Below are 22254 nucleotides of genomic sequence, written 5' to 3'. Positions count from 1 at the left end.
CGGTTCAGTCTGGTGGATCAATCAGTGGAGCTTGGACAGCGCCACGTGCTGGAGCAGCTGGGCCACCGACACATCCATCACGTCGGTGAACGGACGGGGGTAGATGCCCATGTACAGCACGGCGATCGCCAGCACGGCCATCACCAGGAATTCGCGGCTGCCGATGTCCTTCAGGTCACGCACGTGGTCGTTGGCCACGGGGCCCAGATACACGCGCTTGTACATCCAGAGGGTGTAGGCCGCGCCGAAGATCAGCGCGGTGGCGGCACCCAGGCCGATCCAGAAGTTGTGCTTGACGGCACCCAGGATCACCATCCACTCGCCGACGAAGCCGGCGGTGCCCGGCAGGCCGCAGTTGGCCATGGCGAACAGCAGCGCGAAGGCGGCGAACTTGGGCATGGTGTTGACCACGCCGCCGTAGGCAGCGATCTCCCGCGAATGCACGCGGTCGTACAGCACGCCGATGGACAGGAACATGGCGCCCGACACGAAGCCGTGGGCGATCATCTGCACCAGGCCGCCGGACACGCCCAGCGGGTTGAAGATGAAGAAGCCCAGCGTGACGAAGCCCATGTGGGCGACGGACGAATAGGCCACCAGCTTCTTCATGTCCTTCTGCACCATGGCCACCAGGCCCACGTAGATCACGGCGATGAGCGACAGGGCGATCATCAGCCAGGCCCACTGGCGGGCGGCATCAGGAGCGATGGGCAGCGAGAAGCGCAGGAAACCGTAGGCACCCAGCTTCAGCATGATCGCGGCCAGCACGGCGGAGCCACCGGTAGGCGCCTCGACGTGGACGTCGGGCAGCCAGGTGTGCACGGGCCACATCGGCACCTTCACGGCGAAGGCCGCGAAGAAGGCGAAGAACAGCAGCGTCTGGGCGGTGCCCGTGAGCGGCAGCTGGTGCCAGGTGGCGATGTCGAAGCTGCCACCCGACTGGTTGTACAGGTAGATCAGCGCGATCAGCATGAGCAGCGAGCCCAGCAGCGTGTAAAGGAAGAACTTGAACGCCGCGTAGATCTTGTTCGGGCCGCCCCAGATGCCGATGATGAGATACATCGGGATCAGCGTGGCTTCGAAGAAGACGTAGAACAGCATGCCGTCCAGCGCGCTGAACACGCCGATCATCAGGCCCGAGAGGATCAGGAACGCGCCCATGTACTGGTTCACGCGCTCGGTGATGGACTCCCACGAGGCGATCACCACGATCAACGTGATGAAGGCCGTCAGCGGCACGAACCAGAAGGAGATGCCATCGACGCCCAGGTGGTAGTGCACATTGAAGCGCTCGATCCACATGGCCTTCTCGACGAACTGCGCAGCGGCGGTGGTGTTGTCGAAACCGACATACAGAGGCACCGTCACGGCCAGCGCGACCAGCGAGCCGATCAGGGCCAGCCAGCGCACGGCGCGTGCATGTTCTTCACGCCCGAAGGCGAGCAGCAGGACACCGAAGGCGATCGGTGTCCAGATCGCAAGACTCAACCAACCCATTTTTGTTCTTCCCCTACTTGTTGAGCCACACGAAGTACGTCATGAGCGCGAACACGCCCAGGATCATGACCAGCGCATAGTGGTAGATGTAGCCCGACTGGAACCAGCGCACCACCGAGGCGATGCGGCCGACCAGCTTCCACGAGCCATTGACCACCAGACCGTCGATCACGGCCTGGTCGCCAGCCTTCCAGAGACCGGTGCCGAGCAGGCGCGAGCCGCGCGCGAACACGTTCTCATAGACCCAGTCCACGCCGTACTTGGCTTCCAGCAGCTGATAGACGCCGATCTTCTGCATCGCGGCCTTGATGGCGGCGGGCCATTCGGGCTTGACCAGATAGAACACATAGGACGACACCACGCCGGCCAGCGCCAGCCAGAAAGGCATGCCCGTGAAGCCGTGCAGCGCCATCGGCACCCAGCCATGGATGGATTCGGCCAGCTCGGCCATGGCGCCGTGCTTGGCGGCATCGACGTGGATCACGCCCTTGAAGAAGTCGCCGAACAGCAGCGGCATCAGCGCGATGGCACCGATGACGACAGACGGAATGGCCAGCAGCACCAGGGGGCCGGTCACAACCAGCGGAGACTCGTGCGGCTTGGCGTCGTGGCCATGGCCGTGGTGGTCGTCGTGCGCATGGTGGTCGTCGTGGTGCGCGTCCGGGTTCTGGTCGTAGCGCTCCTTGCCGTGGAAGACGATGAAGTACAGGCGGAAGGAATAGAACGCGGTGATGAACACGCCGGCCAGCACCGAGAAGTTGGCAAAGGCCGAGCCCGGCAGGTTCGTGGCATGCACCGCTTCGATGATGGCGTCCTTGGAATAGAAGCCCGAGAAGAACGGCGTGCCGATCAGCGCCAGGTTGCCCAGCAGGAAGGTGATCCAGGTGATGGGCATGTACTTGCGCACGCCGCCCATCCAGCGGATGTCCTGGTTGTGGTGCATGCCCATGATCACGGAACCCGCGCCGAGGAACAGCAGGGCCTTGAAGAAGGCGTGGGTCATCAGGTGGAACACGGCCACCGAGTAGGCCGAAGCGCCGAGCGCCACGGTCATGTAGCCCAGCTGCGACAGCGTGGAATACGCGATCACGCGCTTGATGTCGTTCTGGATGATGCCCAGCACGCCCATGAACAGCGCCGTGATGGAGCCGATCACCAGGATGAAGTTGAGCGCGGTATCGGACAGCTCATACAGCGGGGACATGCGCGACACCATGAAGATGCCGGCAGTCACCATGGTGGCCGCGTGGATCAGCGCGGAGATGGGGGTCGGGCCTTCCATCGAATCGGGCAGCCAGGCGTGCAGCGGGAACTGGGCCGACTTGCCCATGGCGCCGATGAACAGGCAGATGGCGATCACGGTGACCAGCATCCAGCCCGTGCCGGGCAGCAGCGTGCCCTGGATCTCGGGCAGCTTGGCGAAGATCTCGCCGTAGTTCAGCGTGCCGGTGTAGGCAGCGATCAGGCCGATGCCCAGGATGAAGCCGAAGTCGCCCACGCGGTTGACCAGGAAGGCCTTCATGTTGGCGAAGATGGCCGTGGGCTTCTTGAAGTAGAAGCCGATCAGCAGGTACGACACCAGGCCCACCGCTTCCCAGCCGAAGAACAGCTGCAGCAGGTTGTTGCTCATCACGAGCATCAGCATGGAGAACGTGAACAGCGAGATGTAGGAGAAGAAACGGTTGTACCCGTCGTCCTCTTCCATGTAGCCCATGGTGTAGATGTGGACCATCAGCGACACGAAGGTCACCACACACATCATCATCGCGGTGATGCTGTCGATCAGGAAGCCGATTTCCATCTTCAGGCCACCGACCACCATCCAGGTGTAGATGGTCTGGTCGAAGCGGGCACCGTCGGAGATCACGCTGTTGAGCGTAAAGGCCGACAGGACGAAGGCCAACAGCACGCCCAGGATGGTCAGCGAATGGCTGCCACCGCGGCCGATCTTGTTACCACCGAAGGCCGTGCCCCAGATACCCGCGAGCGCGGAACCCGCCAGCGGCGCCAAAGGCACCGCCAGGAGCATGGATGCAGAGAGGGTTTGACTCATTCTTGAGAACCTTGCTTGTGTCCGGCGCCCATCAACCCTGGAGGGTGTTGAGGTCTTCCGCGTTGATGCTGGACTTGTTGCGGAACAGCAGAACCAGGATGGCCAGGCCGATGGCGGATTCGGCCGCCGCCACGGTCAGGATGAAGAACACGAACACCTGTCCATGCATGTCGCCCAGGTAGTGGGAGAAAGCCACGAAGTTCATGTTCACAGCCAGCAGCATCAGCTCGATGGCCATGAGCAGAACGATGAGGTTCTTGCGGTTCAGGAAGATGCCGATCACGGAGAGCGCGAACAGCATCGCGCCGAGCGAGAGGAAATGGCCCAGGGTCAACGTCATGCTTTCTTCTCCTCGGCAGCGGGCGCGGCGGGCGCCGGCTCTGCAGCCTTCTGGGTGGCGGGCACCTTCACCATGGCGACGCGGTCGCTGGCACGCACGCGGATCTGCTCCGACGGGTTGATGGTCTTGTTGTCCTTGCGCTGGCGCAGCGTGAGTGCGATGGCAGCGATCATGGCCACCAGCAGGATCACGGCGGCGATCTCCACCGGATAGAGGTACTCGGTGTAGAGCAGCTTGCCCAGGGCCTTCGTGTTGGAGTAAGGCACCACCTGGCCCGCGGCGTCGACCACGGCGGCGACTGCCTTTGGCTCATCCACACCCCGGAAGCCGCCCATCAGCACCGCCGCCATTTCGAGGGCGATCACTGCACCCACGAAGGCTGCCAACGGGAAGTTGCGCCAGAAGCCCTTTCGCACCGTGTCGATGTGGATGTCCAGCATCATCACCACGAAGAGGAACAGCACCATCACCGCACCGAGATAGACGAGCACCAGCGCGATGGCGAGAAATTCGGCCTTGAGCAACAGCCAGATGGCCGCAGCTTGGGAGAAGGCGAGGATCAGGTGCAACACGGCATGCACCGGATTGCGGGCCGTGATGACTCGGAAGGCTGCATAGAGCAGCACAACCGAGAACAGATAGAAGAAACCAGTCTTGGCGTCCATGAATCAGATCTTTGGTAAGTGTCGGCAGGGGCGGTACCGCGGGTCAGCGGTACTTGGCGTCCGCGGCCTTCGCTGCGGCAATCTCTGGTTCGTAGCGGTCGCCCACGGCAAGCAGCATTTCCTTGGTGAAATACAGGTCGCCGCGCTTCTCGCCGTGGTATTCCAGGATCTGGGTTTCCACGATGGAATCGACCGGGCAGCTTTCCTCGCAGAAGCCGCAGAAGATGCACTTGGTCAGGTCGATGTCGTAGCGGGTGGTGCGGCGGGAGCCGTCGGCACGCACGTCGGACTCGATGGTGATCGCCAGCGCCGGGCACACGGCCTCGCAGAGCTTGCAGGCAATGCAGCGCTCTTCGCCGTTCTCATAGCGGCGCAGCGCATGCAGGCCGCGAAAGCGCGGCGACAGCGGCGTCTTCTCTTCCGGGAACTGCACCGTCACCTTGCGGCGGAAGGCGTAGCGGCCCGTGAGAGCCATCCCCTTGAGGAGCTCCACCAGCATGAAGCTCTTGAAAAAATCCTTCACCGAAAACGGTGATGCAGCAGCAACAGCAGTCATGGTTGTCCCCGCTTATTTCCAGATGTTCCAGGGCGAATGCAGCCATGCGCCCACGATGAGCAGCCACACCAGGGTGACCGGAATGAAGATCTTCCAGCCCAGACGCATGATCTGGTCATAGCGGAAGCGGGGGAAGGTCGCGCGAATCCAGATGAACATGGAGACCACCAGGAACGTCTTGATGCCCAGCCAGATCCAGCCCGGAATGAAGCCCAGCGCGTCCACGGGGGGCAGCCAGCCGCCCAGGAACATCAGCACGGCCAGGATGGAGACCAGCCACATGCTGGCGTATTCAGCAAGGAAGAAGATCGCGAAGCCCATGCCCGAGTACTCGACCATGTGGCCGGCCACGATTTCCGCTTCGCCTTCAACCACGTCGAAGGGGTGGCGGTTGGTTTCGGCCACACCCGAGATCAGGTACACGACGAAGATCGGCAGCAGCGGCAGCCAGTTCCAGGACAGGAAGCTCAGGCCCATGCCGGCCATCGTGCCCTGCCCCTGGCTGGTCACGACGTCGGTCAGGTTCATGCTGCCGGACACCATGATGACGACCAGGAAGCAGAAGCCCATCGCGATTTCGTAGCTCACCATCTGGGCCGAGGCGCGCAGCGCGCCCAGGAAGGCGTACTTCGAGTTCGATGCCCAGCCGGCGATGATCACGCCGTACACCTCGATCGAGGTGATCGCCATGATCAGCAGCAGGCCGGCGTTGACGTTGGCCAGCACCGTCTCGGGGCCGAAGGGAATCGCAACCCACGCGGCCAGCGCCGGCATGATCGCCATCACAGGGCCCAGCACGAAGAGACCCTTGCTCGCGGCTGCAGGCTGGATGATTTCCTTGGTCAGCAACTTCAGGCCGTCGGCCAGCGGCTGCAGCAGGCCGAAGGGGCCCACGCGGTTGGGGCCGTGACGGACCTGCATGAAGCCCAGCAGCTTGCGCTCCCACAGCGTGAGGTAGGCGACGGCACCCATCAGCGGCGCCACGATGGCGACGATCTTGATGAGGTTCCAGAGCACGGGCCACACGGCGGCGGTCCACCAGGAGGCGGCGAACAGGTTCAGCCCGCCGTTGTACATCGCGTCGATCATGCTGCGGCTCCTTCAGCGGCCAGACGTGCGTCGGCCGTCAATTGCAGCGACGTGGCACGGCGAACCAGGCCGTCCAGTTGGTAGATGCTCGCCACCACGGGCTCGCCCACGGCGGCACCCGCTGGTGCAGCGGCCGAAGCGGCCGTGCGGTTGCTCAAGCGCTCGGCAGAGATCTGCTCCAGCGCGGCAGCGCTCTGCGCCACGCCCGTGGCGTGGGCCAGCACTTCCTGCGAGGTCTCGAAACCGATGCCCGGCACGCTGAGCAGGTTGCCCAGCACGCGCAGCACCTTCCAGGCAGGACGGGCCTCGCCCAGGGGCTTGACCACGGCATGGAAGCTCTGCAGCCGGCCTTCGGCATTGGCGAAGGTGCCCGAGGTTTCCGAGAACGGAGCGATCGGCAGCAGCACGTCGCTGAATTCCAGGTTGGTCTTGAAGGGGCTCAGCGTCACCACCATGTCCATGCCGGCCAGCGCCTTGGCGGCATCGGCACCCAGGGCGGAGTCGTGCTCCGGCTCGGTGTTGAGCAGCAAGGCCGCCTTGACGCCGCCGGACAGCATCTGCGCCGCGTTCAGGCCGTTCGACTGCGGCTGTGCGCCGACGAACTGCGCGCCCACGGTGTTGGCCGCTTCGGTCAGGTAGCCGACGGTCGCGCCGGTCTGCTCGCCGATCCATTGAGCCAGCGCCAGCAGGCTGGAGGCCTGGGCGTGGTGAGCAGCACCGTTGCCCAGCAGCACGGCCTTCTGTTCGCCGGACAGCAGCGCACGGGCCACGGCCTGGGCGGCATCGCCCACTTGCGCCACGGCTTGGGGAGCGGCTACGCCCTTTTCCTGGGCCAGCGCCGCGGCAACTTCGGCCAGTGCTGCCAGCCAGCCGGAGGCCGGAGCCAGCAGCGTCTGCGCCACAGGCATAGCCCAGTCGTATTCACGTGCGTTGATCGCGGTCACCGTGCAGCCGCGGCGCGCGGCCTGGCGGATGCGCTGCGCGAACAGCGGGTGGTCCTTGCGGAGGTTGGAGCCCACGACCAGCACGGACTGCAGCGCAGACAGCGATGCGATCGAAGTGCCCAGCCAGCGGACGCCTTCGGCAGCGGGGAACTCTGCGTTGCGCAGGCGGTAGTCGATGTTGTCGCTGCCCAGGCCGCGCACCAGGGCGCCGGCCAGATACAGCTCTTCCAGCGTGCTGTGCGGGCTGACCAGAGCGCCGATGGCGTTGGCGCCGTGCTGGTTCTTCACGCCCTGCAGGCCGTTGGCGACGTATTCGAGGGCCGTCTGCCAATCGACCTCGCGCCACTGGCCGCCCTGCTTGAGCATGGGGCGGGTCAGGCGGTCGCCGCCGTTGAGGGCTTCGTAGGAAAAGCGGTCGCGGTCGGCGATCCAGCACTCGTTGACGTCTTCGTTCTCGAGCGGCACCACGCGCATCACGCGGTGGTTCTTGACCTGCACGATCAGGTTCGCACCCGTCGAATCGTGCGGGCTCACCGTCTTGCGGCGCGACAGCTCCCAGGTCCGGGCGCTGTAGCGGAAGGGCTTGCTGGTCAGAGCGCCCACCGGGCAGATGTCGATCATGTTGCCCGACAGCTCGGAGTCCACGGTATCGCCCACCACGGTGGTGATCTCGGAATGCTCGCCGCGATGGATCATGCCCAGCTCCATCACGCCGGCCACTTCCTGGCCGAAGCGCACGCAGCGGGTGCAGTGGATGCAGCGGCTCATCTCTTCCATGGAGATCAGCGGGCCGACGTCCTTGTGGAACACGACGCGCTTTTCCTCGGCATAGCGCGAGGAGGAACCGCCGTAGCCCACGGCCAGATCCTGCAGCTGGCACTCGCCGCCCTGGTCGCAGATGGGGCAATCAAGCGGGTGGTTGATGAGCAGGAATTCCATGACCGACTGCTGGGCCTTGATGGCCTTGTCGCTCTTGGTGCGCACGATCATGCCCTGCGTGACCGGCGTGGCGCAGGCGGGCATGGGCTTGGGTGCCTTTTCCACGTCCACCAGGCACATGCGGCAGTTGGCAGCGATGGAAAGCTTCTTGTGGTAGCAAAAATGGGGAATATAGGTGCCCGCCTTCTCGGCTGCATGCATGACCATGCTGCCTTCGGCGACTTCAACCTTCCGCCCGTCCAGTTCGATTTCAACCATATGCGTTCTCGAGGTCAGGCAGAGGCAGGCGCCTGGGGGGTCTGTTGGCGGATCAGCGCTTCGAATTCAGGTCGGAAGTGCTTGATCATGGCGCGCACCGGCATGGCCGCTGCGTCGCCCAGGGCGCAGATCGTGCGGCCCTGGATGTTGTCGGCCACCGAGTTCAGCAGATCCAGATCGCCTTCGCGGCCGGCGTTGTGCTGGATACGGTCGATCACCCGCCACATCCAGCCCGTGCCTTCGCGGCAAGGCGTGCACTGCCCGCACGACTCGTGCGAGTAGAAGTACGACAGGCGCAGCAGGCTCTCGACCATGCTGCGGGAATCGTCCATGACGATCACTGCGCCGGAACCCAGCATGGAACCGGCCTTGGCGATGGAGTCGTAGTCCATCGTGCATTCCATGATGATGGAAGCGGGCAGCACCGGAGCGGACGAACCGCCGGGGATGACGGCCTTGAGCTGGCGGCCCTTGCGCACGCCGCCGGCCAGCTCCAGGAGCTTGGCGAAGGGCGTGCCCATGGGCACTTCGTAGTTGCCGGGCTTTTCCACGTCGCCGGATACCGAGAAGATCTTGGTGCCGCCGTTGTTGGGCTTGCCGCAGGCCAGATAGGCCGCGCCGCCGTTGCGGATGATCCAGGGCACCGCAGCGAAGGTTTCGGTGTTGTTGATCGTGGTGGGCTTGCCGTAGAGGCCGAAGCTGGCCGGGAACGGCGGCTTGAAGCGCGGCTGGCCCTTCTTGCCTTCGAGCGATTCCAGCAGCGCGGTCTCTTCGCCGCAGATGTAGGCGCCGAAGCCGTGGGCCGCATGCAGCTGGAAGCTGAAGCTGCTGCCCAGGATGTTGTCGCCCAGGTAGCCGGCGGCGCGTGCCTCTTCCAGCGCCTCCTCGAAGCGTTCGTAGGTCTGGAAGATCTCGCCGTGGATGTAGTTGTAGCCCACCGTGATGCCCATCGCGTAGGCCGCGATGATCATGCCTTCGATGACGATGTGCGGGTTGAACTGCAGGATGTCGCGGTCCTTGCAGGTGCCCGGCTCGCCTTCGTCGGAATTGCAGACGAGGTACTTCTGGCCCGGGAACGAGCGGGGCATGAAGCTCCACTTCAGGCCGGTCGGGAAGCCCGCACCGCCGCGGCCGCGCAGGCCGGATTCCTTGACGGTGGCGATGACCTGGTCCTGCGTCATCGGCTCGCCGCCGTCGGTGCCCAGCAGCTTGCGCAGGGCCTGGTAGCCGCCGCGCGCTTCGTAGTCCTTGATGCTCCAGTTCGTGCCGTCGAGGCCCGCATAGATCTGCGGCTCGATGTGACGGTCATGGAAGCAGGTCTGGACGCCCGTGGCCTGGAACTGCGAGAGGATCTGTGCTGGCGTCGTCATGCGCTTTCCCCCACACGGCCCGGAGCGGGGCCTTCGGCCTGGCGCAGGCCGTCCACGAGCTGGTCGAGCTTTTCGTTGTCCATGAAGCTGCACATCGTGCGGTCGTTGACCAGCATCACCGGCGCATCGGCGCAGGCACCCAGGCATTCGCACTGCTGCAGCGTGAACAGGCCGTCGGCCGTGGTCTCGCCCATGGAGATGCCGAGCTTCTTTTCCAGGTGGTGCAGGGCCTTCTGGCCGTCGCGCAGCTGGCAAGGCAGATTCGTGCAGACGTTCAGCTTGTACTTGCCCGTCGGCTGCTGGTTGTACATGTTGTAGAACGTCGTGACTTCGTGCACGGCGATCTGCGGCATGCCGAGGTATTCGGCGATGACGGCTTCGCTGTCGGCACTGACCCAGCCCTGCTCCTGCTGGACGATGGACAGGCAGGCCATCACGGCGGACTGCTTCTGCTCGGCGGGGTACTTCGCCACTTCGCGCGCAAAGCGCGCCTTGGTCGCATCGGTAATCATCGGTCAATCTCTCCGAACACGATATCCATGGTGCCGATGATGGCCACCGCGTCGGCAATCATGTGCCCGCGGGCCATCTCGTCAAGCGTCGCCAGATGGGCGAAGCCCGGAGCGCGGATCTTCAGGCGGTAGGGCTTGTTGGCGCCATCGCTCACTAGATAGATGCCGAACTCGCCCTTGGGGTGCTCGACGGCGGCATAGGCCTCGCCTTCGGGCACGCGGAAGCCTTCGGTGAAGAGCTTGAAGTGGTGGATCAGCTCTTCCATGTTGGACTTCATGGATTCGCGCGAGGGCGGCGCCACCTTGTGGTTGTCGGTGATGACCGGACCCGGGTTGGCCTTGAGCCAGTCCACGCACTGCTTGATGATGCGGTTGGACTCGCGCATTTCCTGCACGCGCACCAGATAGCGGTCGTAGCAGTCGCCGGTCTTGCCGACGGGGATGTCGAAATCGACACGGTCGTAGGCGTCGTAGGGCTGCTTCTTGCGCAGATCCCAGGCGATGCCGGAGCCGCGGATCATCGGGCCCGTCATGCCCAGGTTCAGGGCACGCTCGGGGGTCACCACGCCGATGCCGACCGTACGCTGCTTCCAGATGCGGTTGTCGGTCAGCAGGGTTTCGTACTCGTCCACGCACTTGGGGAAGCGCTGCGTGAAGTCGTCGATGAAGTCCAGCAGGGACCCGCTGCGGTTCTGGTTCAGCGCCTCGATGGCCTTGGCGTTGCGGATCTTGTTGACCTTGTACTGCGGCATGCTGTCCGGCAGGTCGCGGTACACGCCGCCCGGACGGAAGTAGGCCGCATGCATGCGCGCACCCGACACCGCCTCGTACATGTCGAACAGGTCTTCGCGCTCGCGGAAGGTGTAGATCAGGATGGTGGAGCTGCCACAGTCGTTGCCGTGCGAACCCAGCCACATCAGGTGGTTCAGCAGGCGCGTGATCTCGGAGAACATCACACGGATGTACTGCGCACGCAGGGGCACGTCGATGCCCAGCAGCTTCTCGATGGCCAGGCAGTAGGCGTGCTCGTTGCACATCATTGAGACGTAGTCCAGCCGGTCCATGTAGGGCAGCGACTGGATGAAGGTCTTGTGCTCGGCGAGCTTTTCCGTTGCGCGGTGCAGCAGGCCGATGTGGGGGTCGGCGCGTTGGACGACTTCGCCGTCGAGCTCCAGCACCAGACGCAGCACACCGTGGGCGGCCGGATGCTGGGGCCCGAAGTTCAGGGAATAGTTCTTGATTTCAGCCATGATGGATCACCGGGCGCCGCAGCGCCTCAATGCAGGCCTCCGTAATTGTCTTCGCGGATGATGCGCGGGGTCACCTCGCGCGGCTCGATCGTCACAGGCTCGTACACCACGCGCCGCTGCTCGGCGTCGTAGCGCATCTCGACATGGCCCGACAGCGGAAAGTCCTTGCGGAACGGATGGCCGATAAAGCCGTAATCGGTCAGGATGCGACGCAGGTCGTTATGGCCGTCGAACACGATGCCGTACAGGTCGAACGCCTCGCGTTCATACCAGTTGGCGGAGTTCCAGAGTTCGGCTACCGAAGGCACGACCGGCAGGTCGTCATCCGGGCAGAACACCTTGACGCGCACGCGCTGGTTCAGGCTCACGGACAACAGGTGCGAAACCACGCAGTAGCGCGAGCCCTCGACGCCGACCTCACGGTAAGCCGAGTAGTCCACACCGCAGAGATCGACCAGCTGCTCGAAGCGGCAACCGGGGGCATCACGCAGGATCTGCATGGCGGCGAGGTAATCGGACGCCGAAACCAGCACGGTCACTTCTTCCAGCGCAATGGTCAGCGAACGGACCTTGTCGCCCAGGGCAGCAGCGATCACATCCCGAAGCGCCTCGGGGCGAATGGCAATAGCAGTCATCATCAACCCTTCAGACGCGAGCGATGGTATTGGTGCGGCGGATCTTCTGCTGCAGCTGGATGATGCCGTAGATCAGGGCTTCGGCCGTCGGAGGGCAGCCCGGCACATAGACATCGACGGGCACGATACGATCGCAACCCCGCACGACCGAATAGCTGTAGTGGTAATAACCACCGCCGTTGGCGCAAGAGCCCATGGACAGCACCCAGCGGGGCTCGGACATCTGGTCATAGACCTTGCGCAGCGCGGGGGCCATCTTGTTGCACAGCGTGCCGGCCACGATCATCAGGTCGGATTGACGCGGACTGGCGCGGAACACTTCGGCGCCGAAGCGGCCGATGTCGTAGCGTGCGGCAGCCGCATGCATCATCTCGACCGCGCAGCAGGCCAGACCGAAGGTCATGGGCCAGAGCGAGCCAGTCTTGGCCCAATTCACCACGGAGTCGTAACTCGTGGTGATGAAGCCTTCCTTCATCACGCCTTCAATCATCGTGTCTTCCTCTTTTCTGGCCGTTCATTCCCAATCCAGCGCACCTTTTTTCCACTCGTAAGCAAAGCCGACGACGAGGATGGCCAGAAAGATCACCACGGCAATGAATCCCGCCAGACCCACATCCTGCAGGGCGATGGCCCAGGGGAAGAGAAAGGCGATTTCCAGGTCGAAAAGAATGAAGAGAATGGCGACGAGGTAGTACCGCACGTCGAACTTCATGCGGGCGTCTTCAAAGGCTTCGAAGCCGCACTCGTAGGGGGAGTTTTTCGCCGCATCAGGGCGATTGGGACCGAGCACGTAGCCCAACACCAGGGGAACCACGCCGACACCCATGCCGACCAAAATGAACAGAAGAACGGGGAGGTACTGATCGAGGTTCATCTGGAGGATTTGCTCACCGCTGAGGCCGGCCTGCACACACTCCATTGCAGAGCGTGTGAGGGCGGCCTTTTTTGTATTGGTGCCGTCGGCGAGACTCGAACTCGCACAGCTTTCGCCACTACCCCCTCAAGATAGCGTGTCTACCAATTTCACCACGACGGCTGATTTATGCATCTGGATGGCATGAGGAACCTTGCGGTTTGGCTTGTCCAGACAGTCCGCAATTCTACTCCGGAATTGCGACCGCCCCAGGCAATTTGGGGCGGTTGATGCGTTTATTTAGTCGGAATCTGGCCTGCGCCGGAAGCCGGTACCGCAGGAACGGACGCAGGAACCGATGCAGCCGAGCTGGCCGCAGCAGGCACTGCCGCGGCGGGAGCGCCTTCCAGCACGCTGCCAGTGCTGGTGGGGCGGGCGTTGCCGAAATACGCCAGCGCCAGCGTCGCCACGAAGAAGACGCCAGCGAGCACCGCGGTCGTGCGCGACAGGAAGTTGGCGCTGCCGCTCGCACCGAACAGGCTCCCCGAGCCGCCGCTACCGAAGGCCGCACCCATGTCGGCGCCCTTGCCGTGCTGGATGAGGATCAGACCGATCATGCCCAGGGCCGTCAGCATCTGCACGGCAAGGATCACGTTCACCAAGATGTTCATTCTTCAATACTCCCCAATGGATGAATGTCTGCGGATGCCGGGCCGTCAGCCCGCCGCCGCGATGATTTGCAAAAAGTCAGCCGCCTTGAGCGAAGCGCCGCCCACCAGACCGCCATCGATATCGTTTTCCGCCAGCAGCTGCGCAGCGTTGGCCGCGTTCATGCTGCCGCCGTAGAGCAGCGGAATGCGCTGCGCGTGCTCCGTGGCCGCAGCCAGCTGGGCACGCAGCACTGCATGGACCTCCTGCGCCTGCGCCGGCGTGGCCGTGCGGCCGGTGCCAATAGCCCAGACGGGCTCGTAAGCCACCACGATCTCGCTGATGCAGTGGCCATTGAGGTGGATCACCGCCGCTAGCTGGCGCTTGACCACCGCTTCGGTCTGCCCCGCTTCGCGTTCGGCCAGCGTCTCGCCCACGCAGACGATGGGCGTGATGCCCGCCGCCAGCGCGCGCTGGGCCTTGGCCGCGACGAGCTCGTCGGTTTCGCCGTGGTATTGGCGGCGCTCCGAATGGCCGACCAGCGCATAGCGCGTGCCGAAGTCGCGCAGCATGCCCGCCGAGATCTCTCCGGTGAAGGCGCCGGATTCCTGGCTGGAGACATCCTGCGCCGCGAGCGCGACGGCGGAACCCGCCACCAGCGATTGCACCTGTGCCAGATAGGCGGCAGGTACGGCGACGGCCACGTCGCAGACCGGCGGCTGCGTCTTCAGGCCATCCAGAAGCGCCGTCAGCAGCGCCTGATTGGCGGCCAGGCCGCCATTCATCTTCCAGTTGCCGGCAATCAGTTTCTTTTTCATGCGGTCCACTTCAAGACGATCTTGCCAATATGTTGATTGGATTCCATCAAGGTGTGCGCCTCTGCGGCCTGAGAGGCGTCGAGCGTGCTGTGGATCACCGGGCGCACCGCCCCCGACGCCACCAGCGGCCAGACTTCTTCGCGCAGGGCGCGGGCGATGGCACCCTTGAATGCCACCGGACGCGGGCGCAGCGTGGAGCCGGTGATGACGAGTCGCCGGCGCAGCACCAGACTGGCGTCGAACTCGGCCTTCACTCCACCCTGCACGGCGATGATGACCAGACGGCCATCCTCCGCCAGGCACTCCACCTCGCGCGCGACGTACGAGCCCGCCACCATGTCCAGAATCACGTCGGCCCCACGGCCTTCGGTGATGCGCCGGACCTCGGCGACGAAATCGTGCGTCTTGTAGTTGATGGCGTGATGCGCGCCCAGCGACAGGCAAGCCGCGCACTTCTCGTCGCTGCCAGCCGTCACGATCACCGTGGCGCCGCGTGCGCGAGCCAGCTGGATCGCCGTGACGCCGATGCCGCTGCTGCCGCCCTGCACCAGCAGCACCTCGCCGGACTGCAGGCGGCCGCGGTCGAACACGTTGCTCCACACCGTGAAGAACGTCTCGGGCAGCGAAGCGGCCTCGACATCGCCCAGGCCTTGCGGCACGGGCAGGCATTGAGCCACCGGCGCCACGCACCATTCGGCATAGCCGCCACCGGCCAGCAGCGCGCAGACGCGGTCGCCCGCGGCCAGGCCTGCGTGGGCCATGGCCTCGGCATCCCCGGACTCGATGACGCCGGCCACTTCCAGACCCGGCAGATCGGAGGCGCCAGGCGGCGGTGCGTAATGGCCCTTGCGCTGCAGCACGTCGGGGCGGTTGATGCCGCTGGCCGCCACGCGGATCAGCAGCTCGCCGGCGCCCGGCGTGGGCACAGGGCGCTCGCCCAGCCGCAGGCCTTCGGGAGGACCGAAAGCCGCGATTTCGACAACACGCATGACACGGTTCATGACGATGACCTTGATGAAAACGAAAAAGGCCTCCGGCGCCCGTCTAGCGGGCGCTGGAAGCTCTCATTCCTGTAGCAATCAGGCGTTGTGCGAACCGGCGTCGGAGCCCGCTGCGGGGGCAGCCTGCTCGGCGCGGCCGCCGTCACGGCGTTCGCCGCGCTCAGCACGGTCGCCACGGTCGCCGCGATCACCACGGTCGCTGCGCTCGCCGCGTTCGGCGCGCTCAGGACGGCCGCCGAAATCGCCAGCCGGACGCTCGGTCAGCGCCTTCATGGACAGCTTGACGCGGCCCTTTTCGTCCGTCTCGAGCACCTTGACCTTGACGATCTGGCCTTCGGTCAGGTAGTCGGTGACCTTTTCCACGCGCTCGTGGGCGATCTGGCTGATGTGCAGCAGGCCGTCCTTGCCGGGCAGCAGGTTGATCAGCGCGCCGAAGTCCAGGATCTTGACGATCGGGCCTTCGTAGATCTTGCCGATCTCGACTTCGGCCGTGATCTGCTCGATGCGCTTCTTGGCCTCGTCAGCCTTGGCGTTGTCGGTGGCGGCGATGGTGATGGTGCCGTCTTCCTCGATGTTGATCTGGCAGCCGGTCTCTTCGGTCAGCGCACGAATCACGGCACCGCCCTTGCCGATCACGTCGCGGATCTTCTCGGGGTTGATCTTCATCGTGTAGAGCTTGGGCGCGAAGTTCGAGACTTCGGCCTTGGCCTCGCCCATGGCTTCCTGCATCTTGCCCAGGATGTGCATGCGCGCTTCCTTGGCCTGGGCCAGGGCGACCTGCATGATTTCCTTGGTGATGCCCTGGATCTTGATGTCCATCTGCAGGGCGGTGATGCCATCGGTCGTGCCGGCCACCTTGAAGTCCATGTCGCCCAGGTGATCTTCATCGCCCAGGATGTCGGTCAGCACGGCGAAGCGGTTGTCTTCCTTGATCAGGCCCATGGCGATGCCGGCCACGTGGGCCTTCATCGGCACGCCGGCGTCCATCATCGATAGGCAGCCGCCGCAGACGGAAGCCATCGACGAGGAACCGTTCGATTCGGTGATCTCCGACACCACGCGGATGGTGTAGGGGAATTCTTCCTTGGTCGGCAGCACGGCGACCAGGGCGCGCTTGGCCAGACGGCCGTGGCCGATCTCGCGGCGCTTGGTGGAGCCCATGCGGCCCACTTCGCCGGTGGCGAAGGGAGGCATGTTGTAGTGGAACATGAAGCGGTCTTCGAACTCGCCGGCCAGCGCGTCGATACGCTGCGCGTCGCGTTCGGTGCCCAGCGTGGAGATCACCAGCGCCTGCGTTTCGCCGCGAGTGAACAGGGCCGAGCCGTGCGTGCGGGGCAGCACGGAGTTGCGGATCTCGATGGGGCGCACGGTGCGGGTGTCGCGACCGTCGATGCGGGGCTCGCCGGCCAGGATCTGGCTGCGCACGATCTTCGATTCGATGGCGAACAGCAGGTCGCCGACCTTGCCGGCGTCGAAGGGCTCGCCGCTGGCCTTGAGGGCTTCCATCACGCTGGCGTTGGCTTCGCGCAGGGCTTGCGTGCGGGCTTGCTTGCTGCGGATCTGATAGACGGCGCGCAGCTTGTCTTCGGCCAGTTCCTTGACCTTGGCGACGAAGGCTTCGTCTTCGGCGGGCGGCTGCCAGTCCCACACGGGCTTGCCGGCTTCGCGCACCAGTTCATGGATGGCGTTGATGGCGACATTGGCCTGTTCGTGGCCGAACACCACGCCGCCCAGCATGATTTCTTCGCTGAGTTGCTGGGCTTCGGATTCGACCATCAGCACGGCGGCTTCGGTGCCGGCGACGACCAGGTCCATCTGCGAGTTCTTGCGGGCCGTCTGGCCGGGGTTCAGCACGTATTGGCCGTTGATGTAGCCCACGCGTGCAGCGCCGATGGGGCCGCTGAACGGGATGCCGGAGATGGCCAGCGCAGCGCTCACGCCGATCATGGCGGCGATGTCGGCATCGACTTCGGGGTTGAGCGAGACGGTGTGGACGACCACGTGGACTTCGTTCAGGAAGCCTTCGGGGAACAGCGGACGGATCGGGCGGTCGATCAGGCGGCTGGTCAGCGTTTCGTGTTCGCTGGGCTTGGCTTCGCGCTTGAAGAAGCTGCCGGGGATCTTGCCGGCGGCGTAGGTCTTCTCGATGTAATCGACGGTCAGCGGGAAGAAGTCCTGGCCGGGCTTGGCCGACTTGGAGGCCGCCACGGTGGCGAGGATGACGGTGCCGTCGATCTCGACCAGCACGGCGCCGTTGGCCTGGCGAGCGATTTCGCCGGTTTCCATGACGACGGTCTTGTCGCCCCACTGGAAGGACTTGGTGACTTTATTGAAGATGGTCATGCGGTTTCCTATGCTTCTTTTTTGATAGCTGGCTGCGCGCAGCCAGCAAGGGCCGGAGGCAAATCAGAACACGATGCCATTCCAGTGGACCTGCGGCCCGGGCCGGTGCCCCAGGGCCATTGGAATGACACAGCTTCGCTCTGCTTTTGCGTCTCCGAAGTAAAAAACGCCTGAGCTAGCGTGCTAACCCAGGCGTTTCGTCATGCGAATGCGCTTACTTGCGCAGACCCAGCTTGGCGATCAGCGCCGTGTAGCGGTCTGCGTCCTTGGCCTTCAGGTAGTCCAGCAGCTTGCGGCGGCGGCTCACCATGCGCAGCAGGCCGCGGCGACCGTGGTGGTCCTTGGCGTGTTGCTTGAAGTGGGGGGTCAGCTCGTTGATACGGGCCGTCAGCAGGGCCACTTGGACTTCGGGGCTACCGGTGTCATTGGCGGCGCGGGCGTTGGCCTTGACGACTTCGGCCTTGATGGAGGATGCGATCATTGGATTTCCTTTGTATGGAAGCGGCGGTGCGGCTGGAACTCTTGATTGACTAAGAGCCGCAGACAGCGCCGTGGCGCTCCCGGTTTACTTGCGCTGGCAGCTGGAACGGCCACCGGCGTGCGTCTTGCACCATGCAAAACCGGTCGATTATACCCCGAGCCACTTTTTGAGCCGCTCCACCCCCTGCACCAGCCGGCTGGCGTCCTGCGAGGCGAAGCACCAGCGCAGCCAGCCCTCGGCCTCGTCGCCGAAGGCCACGCCGGGCGCGAGACCCAGTCCGGCCTCGGCCACCAGGCGCTTGGCGAGCGCCAGCGAGTCGCTGTGCCCCTCGATGCGGAAGAAGGCATACATGCCGCCGCGGGCCGGCGCGACGGTCACGCCGGGCAGCGCCTGCAGCAGGGGTACCAGGGTGTCGCGGCAGGTGCGCAGGTGGGCGACCACGCGGGGCGTGATGTCGGCCTCGTGCGCCAGCGCGGCCAGGCCGGCGCGCTGGGTGAAGACGCTGATGCAGGAGGTGTTGAACTCCACCAGCTTGCCCATGTGGTGCGTGAGCGAGGGCGGCATCACCAGCCAGCCCAGGCGCCAGCCGGTCATCAGAAAGCCCTTGGAAAAGCTCTGCACCACCACCAGCCGGTCCTCGGGCTCGGCGATGTCGAGAAAGCTCGGCGCGCAGCCGTTGGCCGTGGGCTCGTAGTAGAGGCGTTCATAGACCTCGTCGGCCAGCACCCAGGTGCCGGTGCTGCGGCAGTGGGCCAGGATGGCGCGCTGCTCCTCGGCCGACAACGTCCAGCCCGTGGGATTGTTGGGCGCGTTGAGGATCAGCAGGCGCGTGGCCGGCGTGATGGCCGCCAGCAGCGCGGGCAGGTCGAGCGCCCAGAGGCCGTCCGCCTGCGGGCGCAGCGGCACGCAGCGCAGGCGCGCGCCCATCACCAGCGGCTGGGCCGTGAGGTTGGGCCAGACCGGGGTCACGGCCACGGCCTCGTCGCCCGCATCCAAGAGCGCCTGCATGGCCAGCATCAGCGCGTTCACGCCGCCGGAGGTGACGGCGATGCGCTCCACGCCCACCGGGCCGTGCAGCCGGCTGGCATAGGCAGCGATCTGCTCGCGCAGCTCCAGCAGGCCCAGGTTGTGCGAATAGAAGGTCTCGCCGCGCTCAAGCGATGCGATGGCCGCGTCGCGGATCACCTGCGGCGTGACCTCGTCGCTCTCTCCGAACCAGAACGGCAGCACGTCGCTGCGGCCCATGCCGGCGTTGGCGACTTCACGGATACGGGATTCCTGCAGGGTGGCGAGCGTGTGGCGCATGGATGGAGGTGATGGGAGGAAGGGGAGAAAGAAAAGACGGGCGCGATGGAACAGAAGGCAGCGCCCGCACTATATTGCGGCACAGGAGGGACACCCCCATGCCAACGACCCGACACCCGAAGCACGCAGCGTACCCGGCAGCCCAGTCCATGCCCGCCGGCCTGAAAGCCTCCCGAATCCGGCTGTGGGCCGCCCTGCCCCTGGCGGCCGCGGCCCTGGCGCTCTGGCTAGCAGCGATGCCGCAAGCCCATGCCCGGAGTTCGTCGGCATCGCAGGACGAAGCCACGGGCGAGTCGGTGCGGCCCAACCACGACAAGAAGCAGAGAAGGGCCGTCAACCAGGAGCGCCTGCGCATCAAGCCCTCGGCCACCGGCGGTTCGCAGGAGACGCCCGCGCAGCGTGACCGGCGCCTGAAGCGCGAATGCAAGGGCCTGCCCAACGCGGGCGCCTGTCTGGGCTACGCCAAGCCCTGACGGGCGCAGGCCACCGATCAGGCCCGCCGGGCCTGCGGCATCCGATCAGATGGGCGACACCACGCCGCGCCCGGCGAAGTGCCCTTCGGCATTGGCCAGGAACTGGTCCACGCTGCGCTGCACGGCCTCGGGCGACCAGCCGCCCAGGTGCGGGGTGAGCAGCACGTTGTCCAGGGCGATCAGCGCCTCGGGCGGCGCAGGTTCGCTTTCATACACGTCCAGCCCGGCACCCGCGATGCGCTGTTCGCGCAGGGCCTGGGCCAACGCGGCCGTGTCCACCACGCTGCCGCGCGAGATGTTCACCAGATAGCCCTGCGGGCCCAGCGCGTCGAGCACGGCGGCATCCACCTTGTGGCGCGTGGCCGGGCCGCCCGGCGTGGCGCACACCAGCACGTCGCACCATTCGGCGAGCGCCTGCAGGCTGTCGAAATAGCGGTGTTCCACGCCGGCGCGCGGCTGGCGGTTGTGGTAGCCGATGGGCATGTCGAAGGCGGCGGCGCGGCGGGCGATCTTCTGGCCGATAGCGCCCAGGCCGAAGATGCCCAGGCGCTTGCCCGACACGTTGGGCGGCAGGCCGATGGCGTCGCGCCAGACGCCTTCGCGGCACAGGCGGTCCATGGGCCGCAGGCCGCGCACGATGCCGATCAGCAGGCCGAAGGCATGGTCGGCCACACAGTCGTCGTTGGTGCCGGCGCCCGTGCCCAGGGCGATGCCGCGCTCGCGGGCCGCGTCCACCGCGATGTTCTCGTAGCCTGCGCCCAGGGCGCAGATCAGCTCCAGTGCGGGCATGGCCTCGATCTCCTGCGCCGACAGGCCCGTGGCGCCCACCGTCAGCACGACGCGGAAGCGATGGCCCTGGGTGGCGATGGCGGCCGTGCGCTCGGCCGGCGTGGGGGCGTAGTGCAGTTCATACCGCTCGGCGATCTGCGCCTGGTGCCCGGGCGTGAGCGTGTGCAGCGACAGCAGGGGAATCTTGGGGGTGATGGTCACGGGGCACTCCAAAAGCGCGGACGCTTCAGTATTCATAGCACGCAGCGCTTATCCAGCCTGGACTGCAGAGCCATTGGATGGTGAGGAACGGGGGCCGAACCCGCGGCGCAGAGAACGCGCAGGCCCGGCCGCTGCCGGAGAAAGCCCGATGGTAACCACGCATGGAACTTGCATGGCCTTGCGCCTGCGGGCTGGGGATTGCCCTGAGCCTGCACCACCCTGTGCCGTGTCATCGTCGCGCGGCAACAAATCGTTAACCCAGAACTTTCCGCCACACCGCCACTCTGCCCTACACATGAAGCGCTGGCCCCTCATCTCTTCCATCGCTGCAGCCTTGGCCATCACCGCCGGCTGCGCCGCGCTCGACGCCAAGCAGCGCGAGTGGATCTTCCAGCCCAGCGACCGGGCCTGGAACGGCGCGCATCTGTCCGAGGGCATGCAGGACGTGTGGATCGATTTCGATTCCACCGTCACCGCCCAGACTGAAAAGCTGCACGGCCTCTGGATGCCTGCCGCCCAGCCCGGCGCGCCGGTGATGCTCTATCTGCACGGCGCGCGCTGGAACGTCACCGGCTCGGCCCCGCGCATCCGCCGCATGCACGACATGGGCTTTTCGGTGCTGGCCGTCGATTACCGGGGATTCGGGCGCAGCAGTGCCGGGCTGCCGTCGGAATCCACCGCGCTCGAAGACGCCCATGCCGCATGGCGCTGGCTGGCAAAGAAAGCGCCGCAGAGCGACCGCTACATCTTCGGCCATTCCCTGGGCGGGGCCATCGCCATCGACCTCGCTTCGCAGGTGCCCGACGAGAAAGGCACCATCGTCGAAGGCACCTTCACCAACATCGCTGAAGTGGTCAGCACCTTCAAGTGGGGCTGGCTGCCCATCTCCGGGCTGATCACGCAGCGCTTCGAGTCGATCCGCAAGGTGGCGCACATCGGCTCGCCGCTGCTCGTGGTGCATGGCAGCGACGACCGGCTCATCCTGCCCTCGCTGGGCCGCAAGCTCTACGAGGCCGCGCAGGAGCCCAAGCGCTTCGTGATGGTCGAAGGCGGCACCCACCACAACACCAACGATCTGGGGCAGGAGCAGTACCGCGAGGCGCTGGCCGACTTCTTCAAGCTGCCCCTGCCCGGCAGCACGCCGCACCTGGCCCCGGCGCCACCGGCGGCGGTGGCCGCCACGCCCGCGCCCACCCGCAGCTGACGGCGCCGGGCCAGGTCGCCAGGGCGGGCC

The 22254-nt window shown here is 65.3% G+C and carries 22 protein-coding genes and 1 tRNA gene; 2 read left to right on the top strand and 21 right to left on the bottom strand.

Going from position 1 to position 22254, the window contains the following annotated elements:
* Nucleotides 1-21: 21 nt before the first annotated feature.
* The 20 genes from AC3A84_RS00780 to AC3A84_RS00685 form a co-directional block, all read right to left on the bottom strand.
* Nucleotides 22-1497 carry an NADH-quinone oxidoreductase subunit M gene (locus AC3A84_RS00780; protein ID WP_487967850.1) on the bottom strand — a complete coding sequence of 492 codons (1476 nt, stop codon included), beginning with the start codon at nucleotides 1495-1497 and terminating at the stop codon, nucleotides 22-24.
* Between the two features lie 13 nt (nucleotides 1498-1510).
* A complete protein-coding gene (nuoL, locus tag AC3A84_RS00775; RefSeq protein WP_487967849.1) occupies nucleotides 1511-3550 on the bottom strand; it encodes an NADH-quinone oxidoreductase subunit L in 2040 nt (679 codons plus the stop codon).
* A gap of 31 nt (nucleotides 3551-3581) precedes the next feature.
* Nucleotides 3582-3890, bottom strand: a complete 309-nt coding sequence (nuoK, locus tag AC3A84_RS00770) for an NADH-quinone oxidoreductase subunit NuoK (protein ID WP_092937148.1) — start codon at nucleotides 3888-3890, stop codon at nucleotides 3582-3584.
* The gene (locus AC3A84_RS00765; RefSeq protein ID WP_487967848.1) at nucleotides 3887-4555 is read right to left on the bottom strand and encodes an NADH-quinone oxidoreductase subunit J; all 669 of its coding nucleotides are present in this window, start codon (nucleotides 4553-4555) and stop codon (nucleotides 3887-3889) included. The genes nuoK and AC3A84_RS00765 overlap by 4 nt, the downstream gene beginning before the upstream one ends.
* A gap of 43 nt (nucleotides 4556-4598) precedes the next feature.
* The gene (gene nuoI, locus AC3A84_RS00760) at nucleotides 4599-5111 is read right to left on the bottom strand and encodes an NADH-quinone oxidoreductase subunit NuoI (RefSeq protein WP_343591311.1); all 513 of its coding nucleotides are present in this window, start codon (nucleotides 5109-5111) and stop codon (nucleotides 4599-4601) included.
* A 12-nt stretch (nucleotides 5112-5123) separates the two neighbouring features.
* Nucleotides 5124-6200 (bottom strand): NADH-quinone oxidoreductase subunit NuoH, encoded by a 1077-nt coding sequence (gene nuoH, locus AC3A84_RS00755; protein WP_092937154.1) that lies wholly within the window; start codon nucleotides 6198-6200, stop codon nucleotides 5124-5126.
* Nucleotides 6197-8341 carry an NADH-quinone oxidoreductase subunit NuoG gene (gene nuoG / locus AC3A84_RS00750; RefSeq protein ID WP_487967847.1) on the bottom strand — a complete coding sequence of 715 codons (2145 nt, stop codon included), beginning with the start codon at nucleotides 8339-8341 and terminating at the stop codon, nucleotides 6197-6199. Before nuoG ends, nuoH begins: the two co-directional genes overlap by 4 nt.
* A 14-nt stretch (nucleotides 8342-8355) precedes the next feature.
* Nucleotides 8356-9711 carry an NADH-quinone oxidoreductase subunit NuoF gene (gene nuoF, locus AC3A84_RS00745; protein WP_092937158.1) on the bottom strand — a complete coding sequence of 452 codons (1356 nt, stop codon included), beginning with the start codon at nucleotides 9709-9711 and terminating at the stop codon, nucleotides 8356-8358.
* Nucleotides 9708-10223, bottom strand: a complete 516-nt coding sequence (gene nuoE, locus AC3A84_RS00740; protein ID WP_092937160.1) for an NADH-quinone oxidoreductase subunit NuoE — start codon at nucleotides 10221-10223, stop codon at nucleotides 9708-9710. The genes nuoF and nuoE overlap by 4 nt, the downstream gene beginning before the upstream one ends.
* Entirely contained in the window at nucleotides 10220-11473 is a 1254-nt protein-coding gene (locus AC3A84_RS00735) for an NADH-quinone oxidoreductase subunit D (protein ID WP_092937162.1), read from the bottom strand. Before AC3A84_RS00735 ends, nuoE begins: the two co-directional genes overlap by 4 nt.
* 26 nt (nucleotides 11474-11499) lie before the next feature.
* Nucleotides 11500-12108 (bottom strand): NADH-quinone oxidoreductase subunit C, encoded by a 609-nt coding sequence (locus AC3A84_RS00730; protein ID WP_092937315.1) that lies wholly within the window; start codon nucleotides 12106-12108, stop codon nucleotides 11500-11502.
* 10 nt (nucleotides 12109-12118) lie between these two features.
* The gene (locus tag AC3A84_RS00725) at nucleotides 12119-12598 is read right to left on the bottom strand and encodes a NuoB/complex I 20 kDa subunit family protein (RefSeq protein ID WP_007849129.1); all 480 of its coding nucleotides are present in this window, start codon (nucleotides 12596-12598) and stop codon (nucleotides 12119-12121) included.
* 24 nt (nucleotides 12599-12622) lie between these two features.
* The gene (locus AC3A84_RS00720) at nucleotides 12623-12982 is read right to left on the bottom strand and encodes an NADH-quinone oxidoreductase subunit A (RefSeq protein WP_092937317.1); all 360 of its coding nucleotides are present in this window, start codon (nucleotides 12980-12982) and stop codon (nucleotides 12623-12625) included.
* 77 nt (nucleotides 12983-13059) lie between these two features.
* Nucleotides 13060-13144, bottom strand: a tRNA-Leu gene (locus AC3A84_RS00715).
* Between the two features lie 113 nt (nucleotides 13145-13257).
* Entirely contained in the window at nucleotides 13258-13632 is a 375-nt protein-coding gene (gene secG, locus AC3A84_RS00710; protein ID WP_487967846.1) for a preprotein translocase subunit SecG, read from the bottom strand.
* A 45-nt stretch (nucleotides 13633-13677) separates the two neighbouring features.
* A complete protein-coding gene (gene tpiA / locus AC3A84_RS00705) occupies nucleotides 13678-14427 on the bottom strand; it encodes a triose-phosphate isomerase (RefSeq protein WP_487967845.1) in 750 nt (249 codons plus the stop codon).
* Entirely contained in the window at nucleotides 14424-15428 is a 1005-nt protein-coding gene (locus AC3A84_RS00700; RefSeq protein ID WP_487967844.1) for an NAD(P)H-quinone oxidoreductase, read from the bottom strand. The genes tpiA and AC3A84_RS00700 overlap by 4 nt, the downstream gene beginning before the upstream one ends.
* Before the next feature lie 78 nt (nucleotides 15429-15506).
* A complete protein-coding gene (pnp, locus tag AC3A84_RS00695) occupies nucleotides 15507-17771 on the bottom strand; it encodes a polyribonucleotide nucleotidyltransferase (protein WP_487967843.1) in 2265 nt (754 codons plus the stop codon).
* A gap of 214 nt (nucleotides 17772-17985) precedes the next feature.
* On the bottom strand, nucleotides 17986-18252 hold the full coding sequence (rpsO, locus tag AC3A84_RS00690; protein ID WP_092937170.1) for a 30S ribosomal protein S15: 267 nt from the start codon (nucleotides 18250-18252) through the stop codon (nucleotides 17986-17988).
* A 147-nt stretch (nucleotides 18253-18399) separates the two neighbouring features.
* Entirely contained in the window at nucleotides 18400-19557 is a 1158-nt protein-coding gene (locus AC3A84_RS00685; RefSeq protein ID WP_487967842.1) for a pyridoxal phosphate-dependent aminotransferase, read from the bottom strand.
* 98 nt (nucleotides 19558-19655) lie between these two features.
* Between AC3A84_RS00685 and AC3A84_RS00680 the strand changes: the two genes are divergently transcribed.
* Nucleotides 19656-20030, top strand: coding sequence for a hypothetical protein (locus tag AC3A84_RS00680; protein WP_487967841.1), 375 nt, complete (start codon nucleotides 19656-19658; stop codon nucleotides 20028-20030).
* Nucleotides 20031-20075: 45 nt separating this feature from the next.
* On the opposite strand, the gene AC3A84_RS00675 is transcribed toward AC3A84_RS00680, so the two are convergent.
* Complete coding sequence (locus AC3A84_RS00675) at nucleotides 20076-21056, bottom strand: 2-hydroxyacid dehydrogenase (RefSeq protein WP_487967840.1); 981 nt, start codon at nucleotides 21054-21056, stop codon at nucleotides 20076-20078.
* 259 nt (nucleotides 21057-21315) lie between these two features.
* On the opposite strand from AC3A84_RS00675, the gene AC3A84_RS00670 reads away from it, so the two are divergent.
* Nucleotides 21316-22224 (top strand): alpha/beta hydrolase, encoded by a 909-nt coding sequence (locus AC3A84_RS00670; RefSeq protein WP_487967839.1) that lies wholly within the window; start codon nucleotides 21316-21318, stop codon nucleotides 22222-22224.
* The last annotated feature ends 30 nt before the right edge of the window (nucleotides 22225-22254 follow it).

This window comes from Paracidovorax sp. (assembly GCF_057642795.1).
This window is presented reverse-complemented; position numbering and strand designations above follow the sequence as displayed.

Bases quoted from the DNA above. Each gene is read 5' to 3' on its own strand.
- AC3A84_RS00780 (WP_487967850.1), bottom strand. From the start codon at position 1,497: ATGGGTTGGTTGAGTCTTGCGATCTGGACACCGATCGCCTTCGGTGTC.
- nuoL (WP_487967849.1), bottom strand. From the start codon at position 3,550: ATGAGTCAAACCCTCTCTGCATCCATGCTCCTGGCGGTGCCTTTGGCG.
- nuoK (WP_092937148.1), bottom strand. From the start codon at position 3,890: ATGACGTTGACCCTGGGCCATTTCCTCTCGCTCGGCGCGATGCTGTTC.
- AC3A84_RS00765 (WP_487967848.1), bottom strand. From the start codon at position 4,555: ATGGACGCCAAGACTGGTTTCTTCTATCTGTTCTCGGTTGTGCTGCTC.
- nuoI (WP_343591311.1), bottom strand. From the start codon at position 5,111: ATGACTGCTGTTGCTGCTGCATCACCGTTTTCGGTGAAGGATTTTTTC.
- nuoH (WP_092937154.1), bottom strand. From the start codon at position 6,200: ATGATCGACGCGATGTACAACGGCGGGCTGAACCTGTTCGCCGCCTCC.
- nuoG (WP_487967847.1), bottom strand. From the start codon at position 8,341: ATGGTTGAAATCGAACTGGACGGGCGGAAGGTTGAAGTCGCCGAAGGC.
- nuoF (WP_092937158.1), bottom strand. From the start codon at position 9,711: ATGACGACGCCAGCACAGATCCTCTCGCAGTTCCAGGCCACGGGCGTC.
- nuoE (WP_092937160.1), bottom strand. From the start codon at position 10,223: ATGATTACCGATGCGACCAAGGCGCGCTTTGCGCGCGAAGTGGCGAAG.
- AC3A84_RS00735 (WP_092937162.1), bottom strand. From the start codon at position 11,473: ATGGCTGAAATCAAGAACTATTCCCTGAACTTCGGGCCCCAGCATCCG.
- AC3A84_RS00730 (WP_092937315.1), bottom strand. From the start codon at position 12,108: ATGACTGCTATTGCCATTCGCCCCGAGGCGCTTCGGGATGTGATCGCT.
- AC3A84_RS00725 (WP_007849129.1), bottom strand. From the start codon at position 12,598: ATGATTGAAGGCGTGATGAAGGAAGGCTTCATCACCACGAGTTACGAC.
- AC3A84_RS00720 (WP_092937317.1), bottom strand. From the start codon at position 12,982: ATGAACCTCGATCAGTACCTCCCCGTTCTTCTGTTCATTTTGGTCGGC.
- secG (WP_487967846.1), bottom strand. From the start codon at position 13,632: ATGAACATCTTGGTGAACGTGATCCTTGCCGTGCAGATGCTGACGGCC.
- tpiA (WP_487967845.1), bottom strand. From the start codon at position 14,427: ATGAAAAAGAAACTGATTGCCGGCAACTGGAAGATGAATGGCGGCCTG.
- AC3A84_RS00700 (WP_487967844.1), bottom strand. From the start codon at position 15,428: ATGAACCGTGTCATGCGTGTTGTCGAAATCGCGGCTTTCGGTCCTCCC.
- pnp (WP_487967843.1), bottom strand. From the start codon at position 17,771: ATGACCATCTTCAATAAAGTCACCAAGTCCTTCCAGTGGGGCGACAAG.
- rpsO (WP_092937170.1), bottom strand. From the start codon at position 18,252: ATGATCGCATCCTCCATCAAGGCCGAAGTCGTCAAGGCCAACGCCCGC.
- AC3A84_RS00685 (WP_487967842.1), bottom strand. From the start codon at position 19,557: ATGCGCCACACGCTCGCCACCCTGCAGGAATCCCGTATCCGTGAAGTC.
- AC3A84_RS00680 (WP_487967841.1), top strand. From the start codon at position 19,656: ATGCCAACGACCCGACACCCGAAGCACGCAGCGTACCCGGCAGCCCAG.
- AC3A84_RS00675 (WP_487967840.1), bottom strand. From the start codon at position 21,056: ATGAATACTGAAGCGTCCGCGCTTTTGGAGTGCCCCGTGACCATCACC.
- AC3A84_RS00670 (WP_487967839.1), top strand. From the start codon at position 21,316: ATGAAGCGCTGGCCCCTCATCTCTTCCATCGCTGCAGCCTTGGCCATC.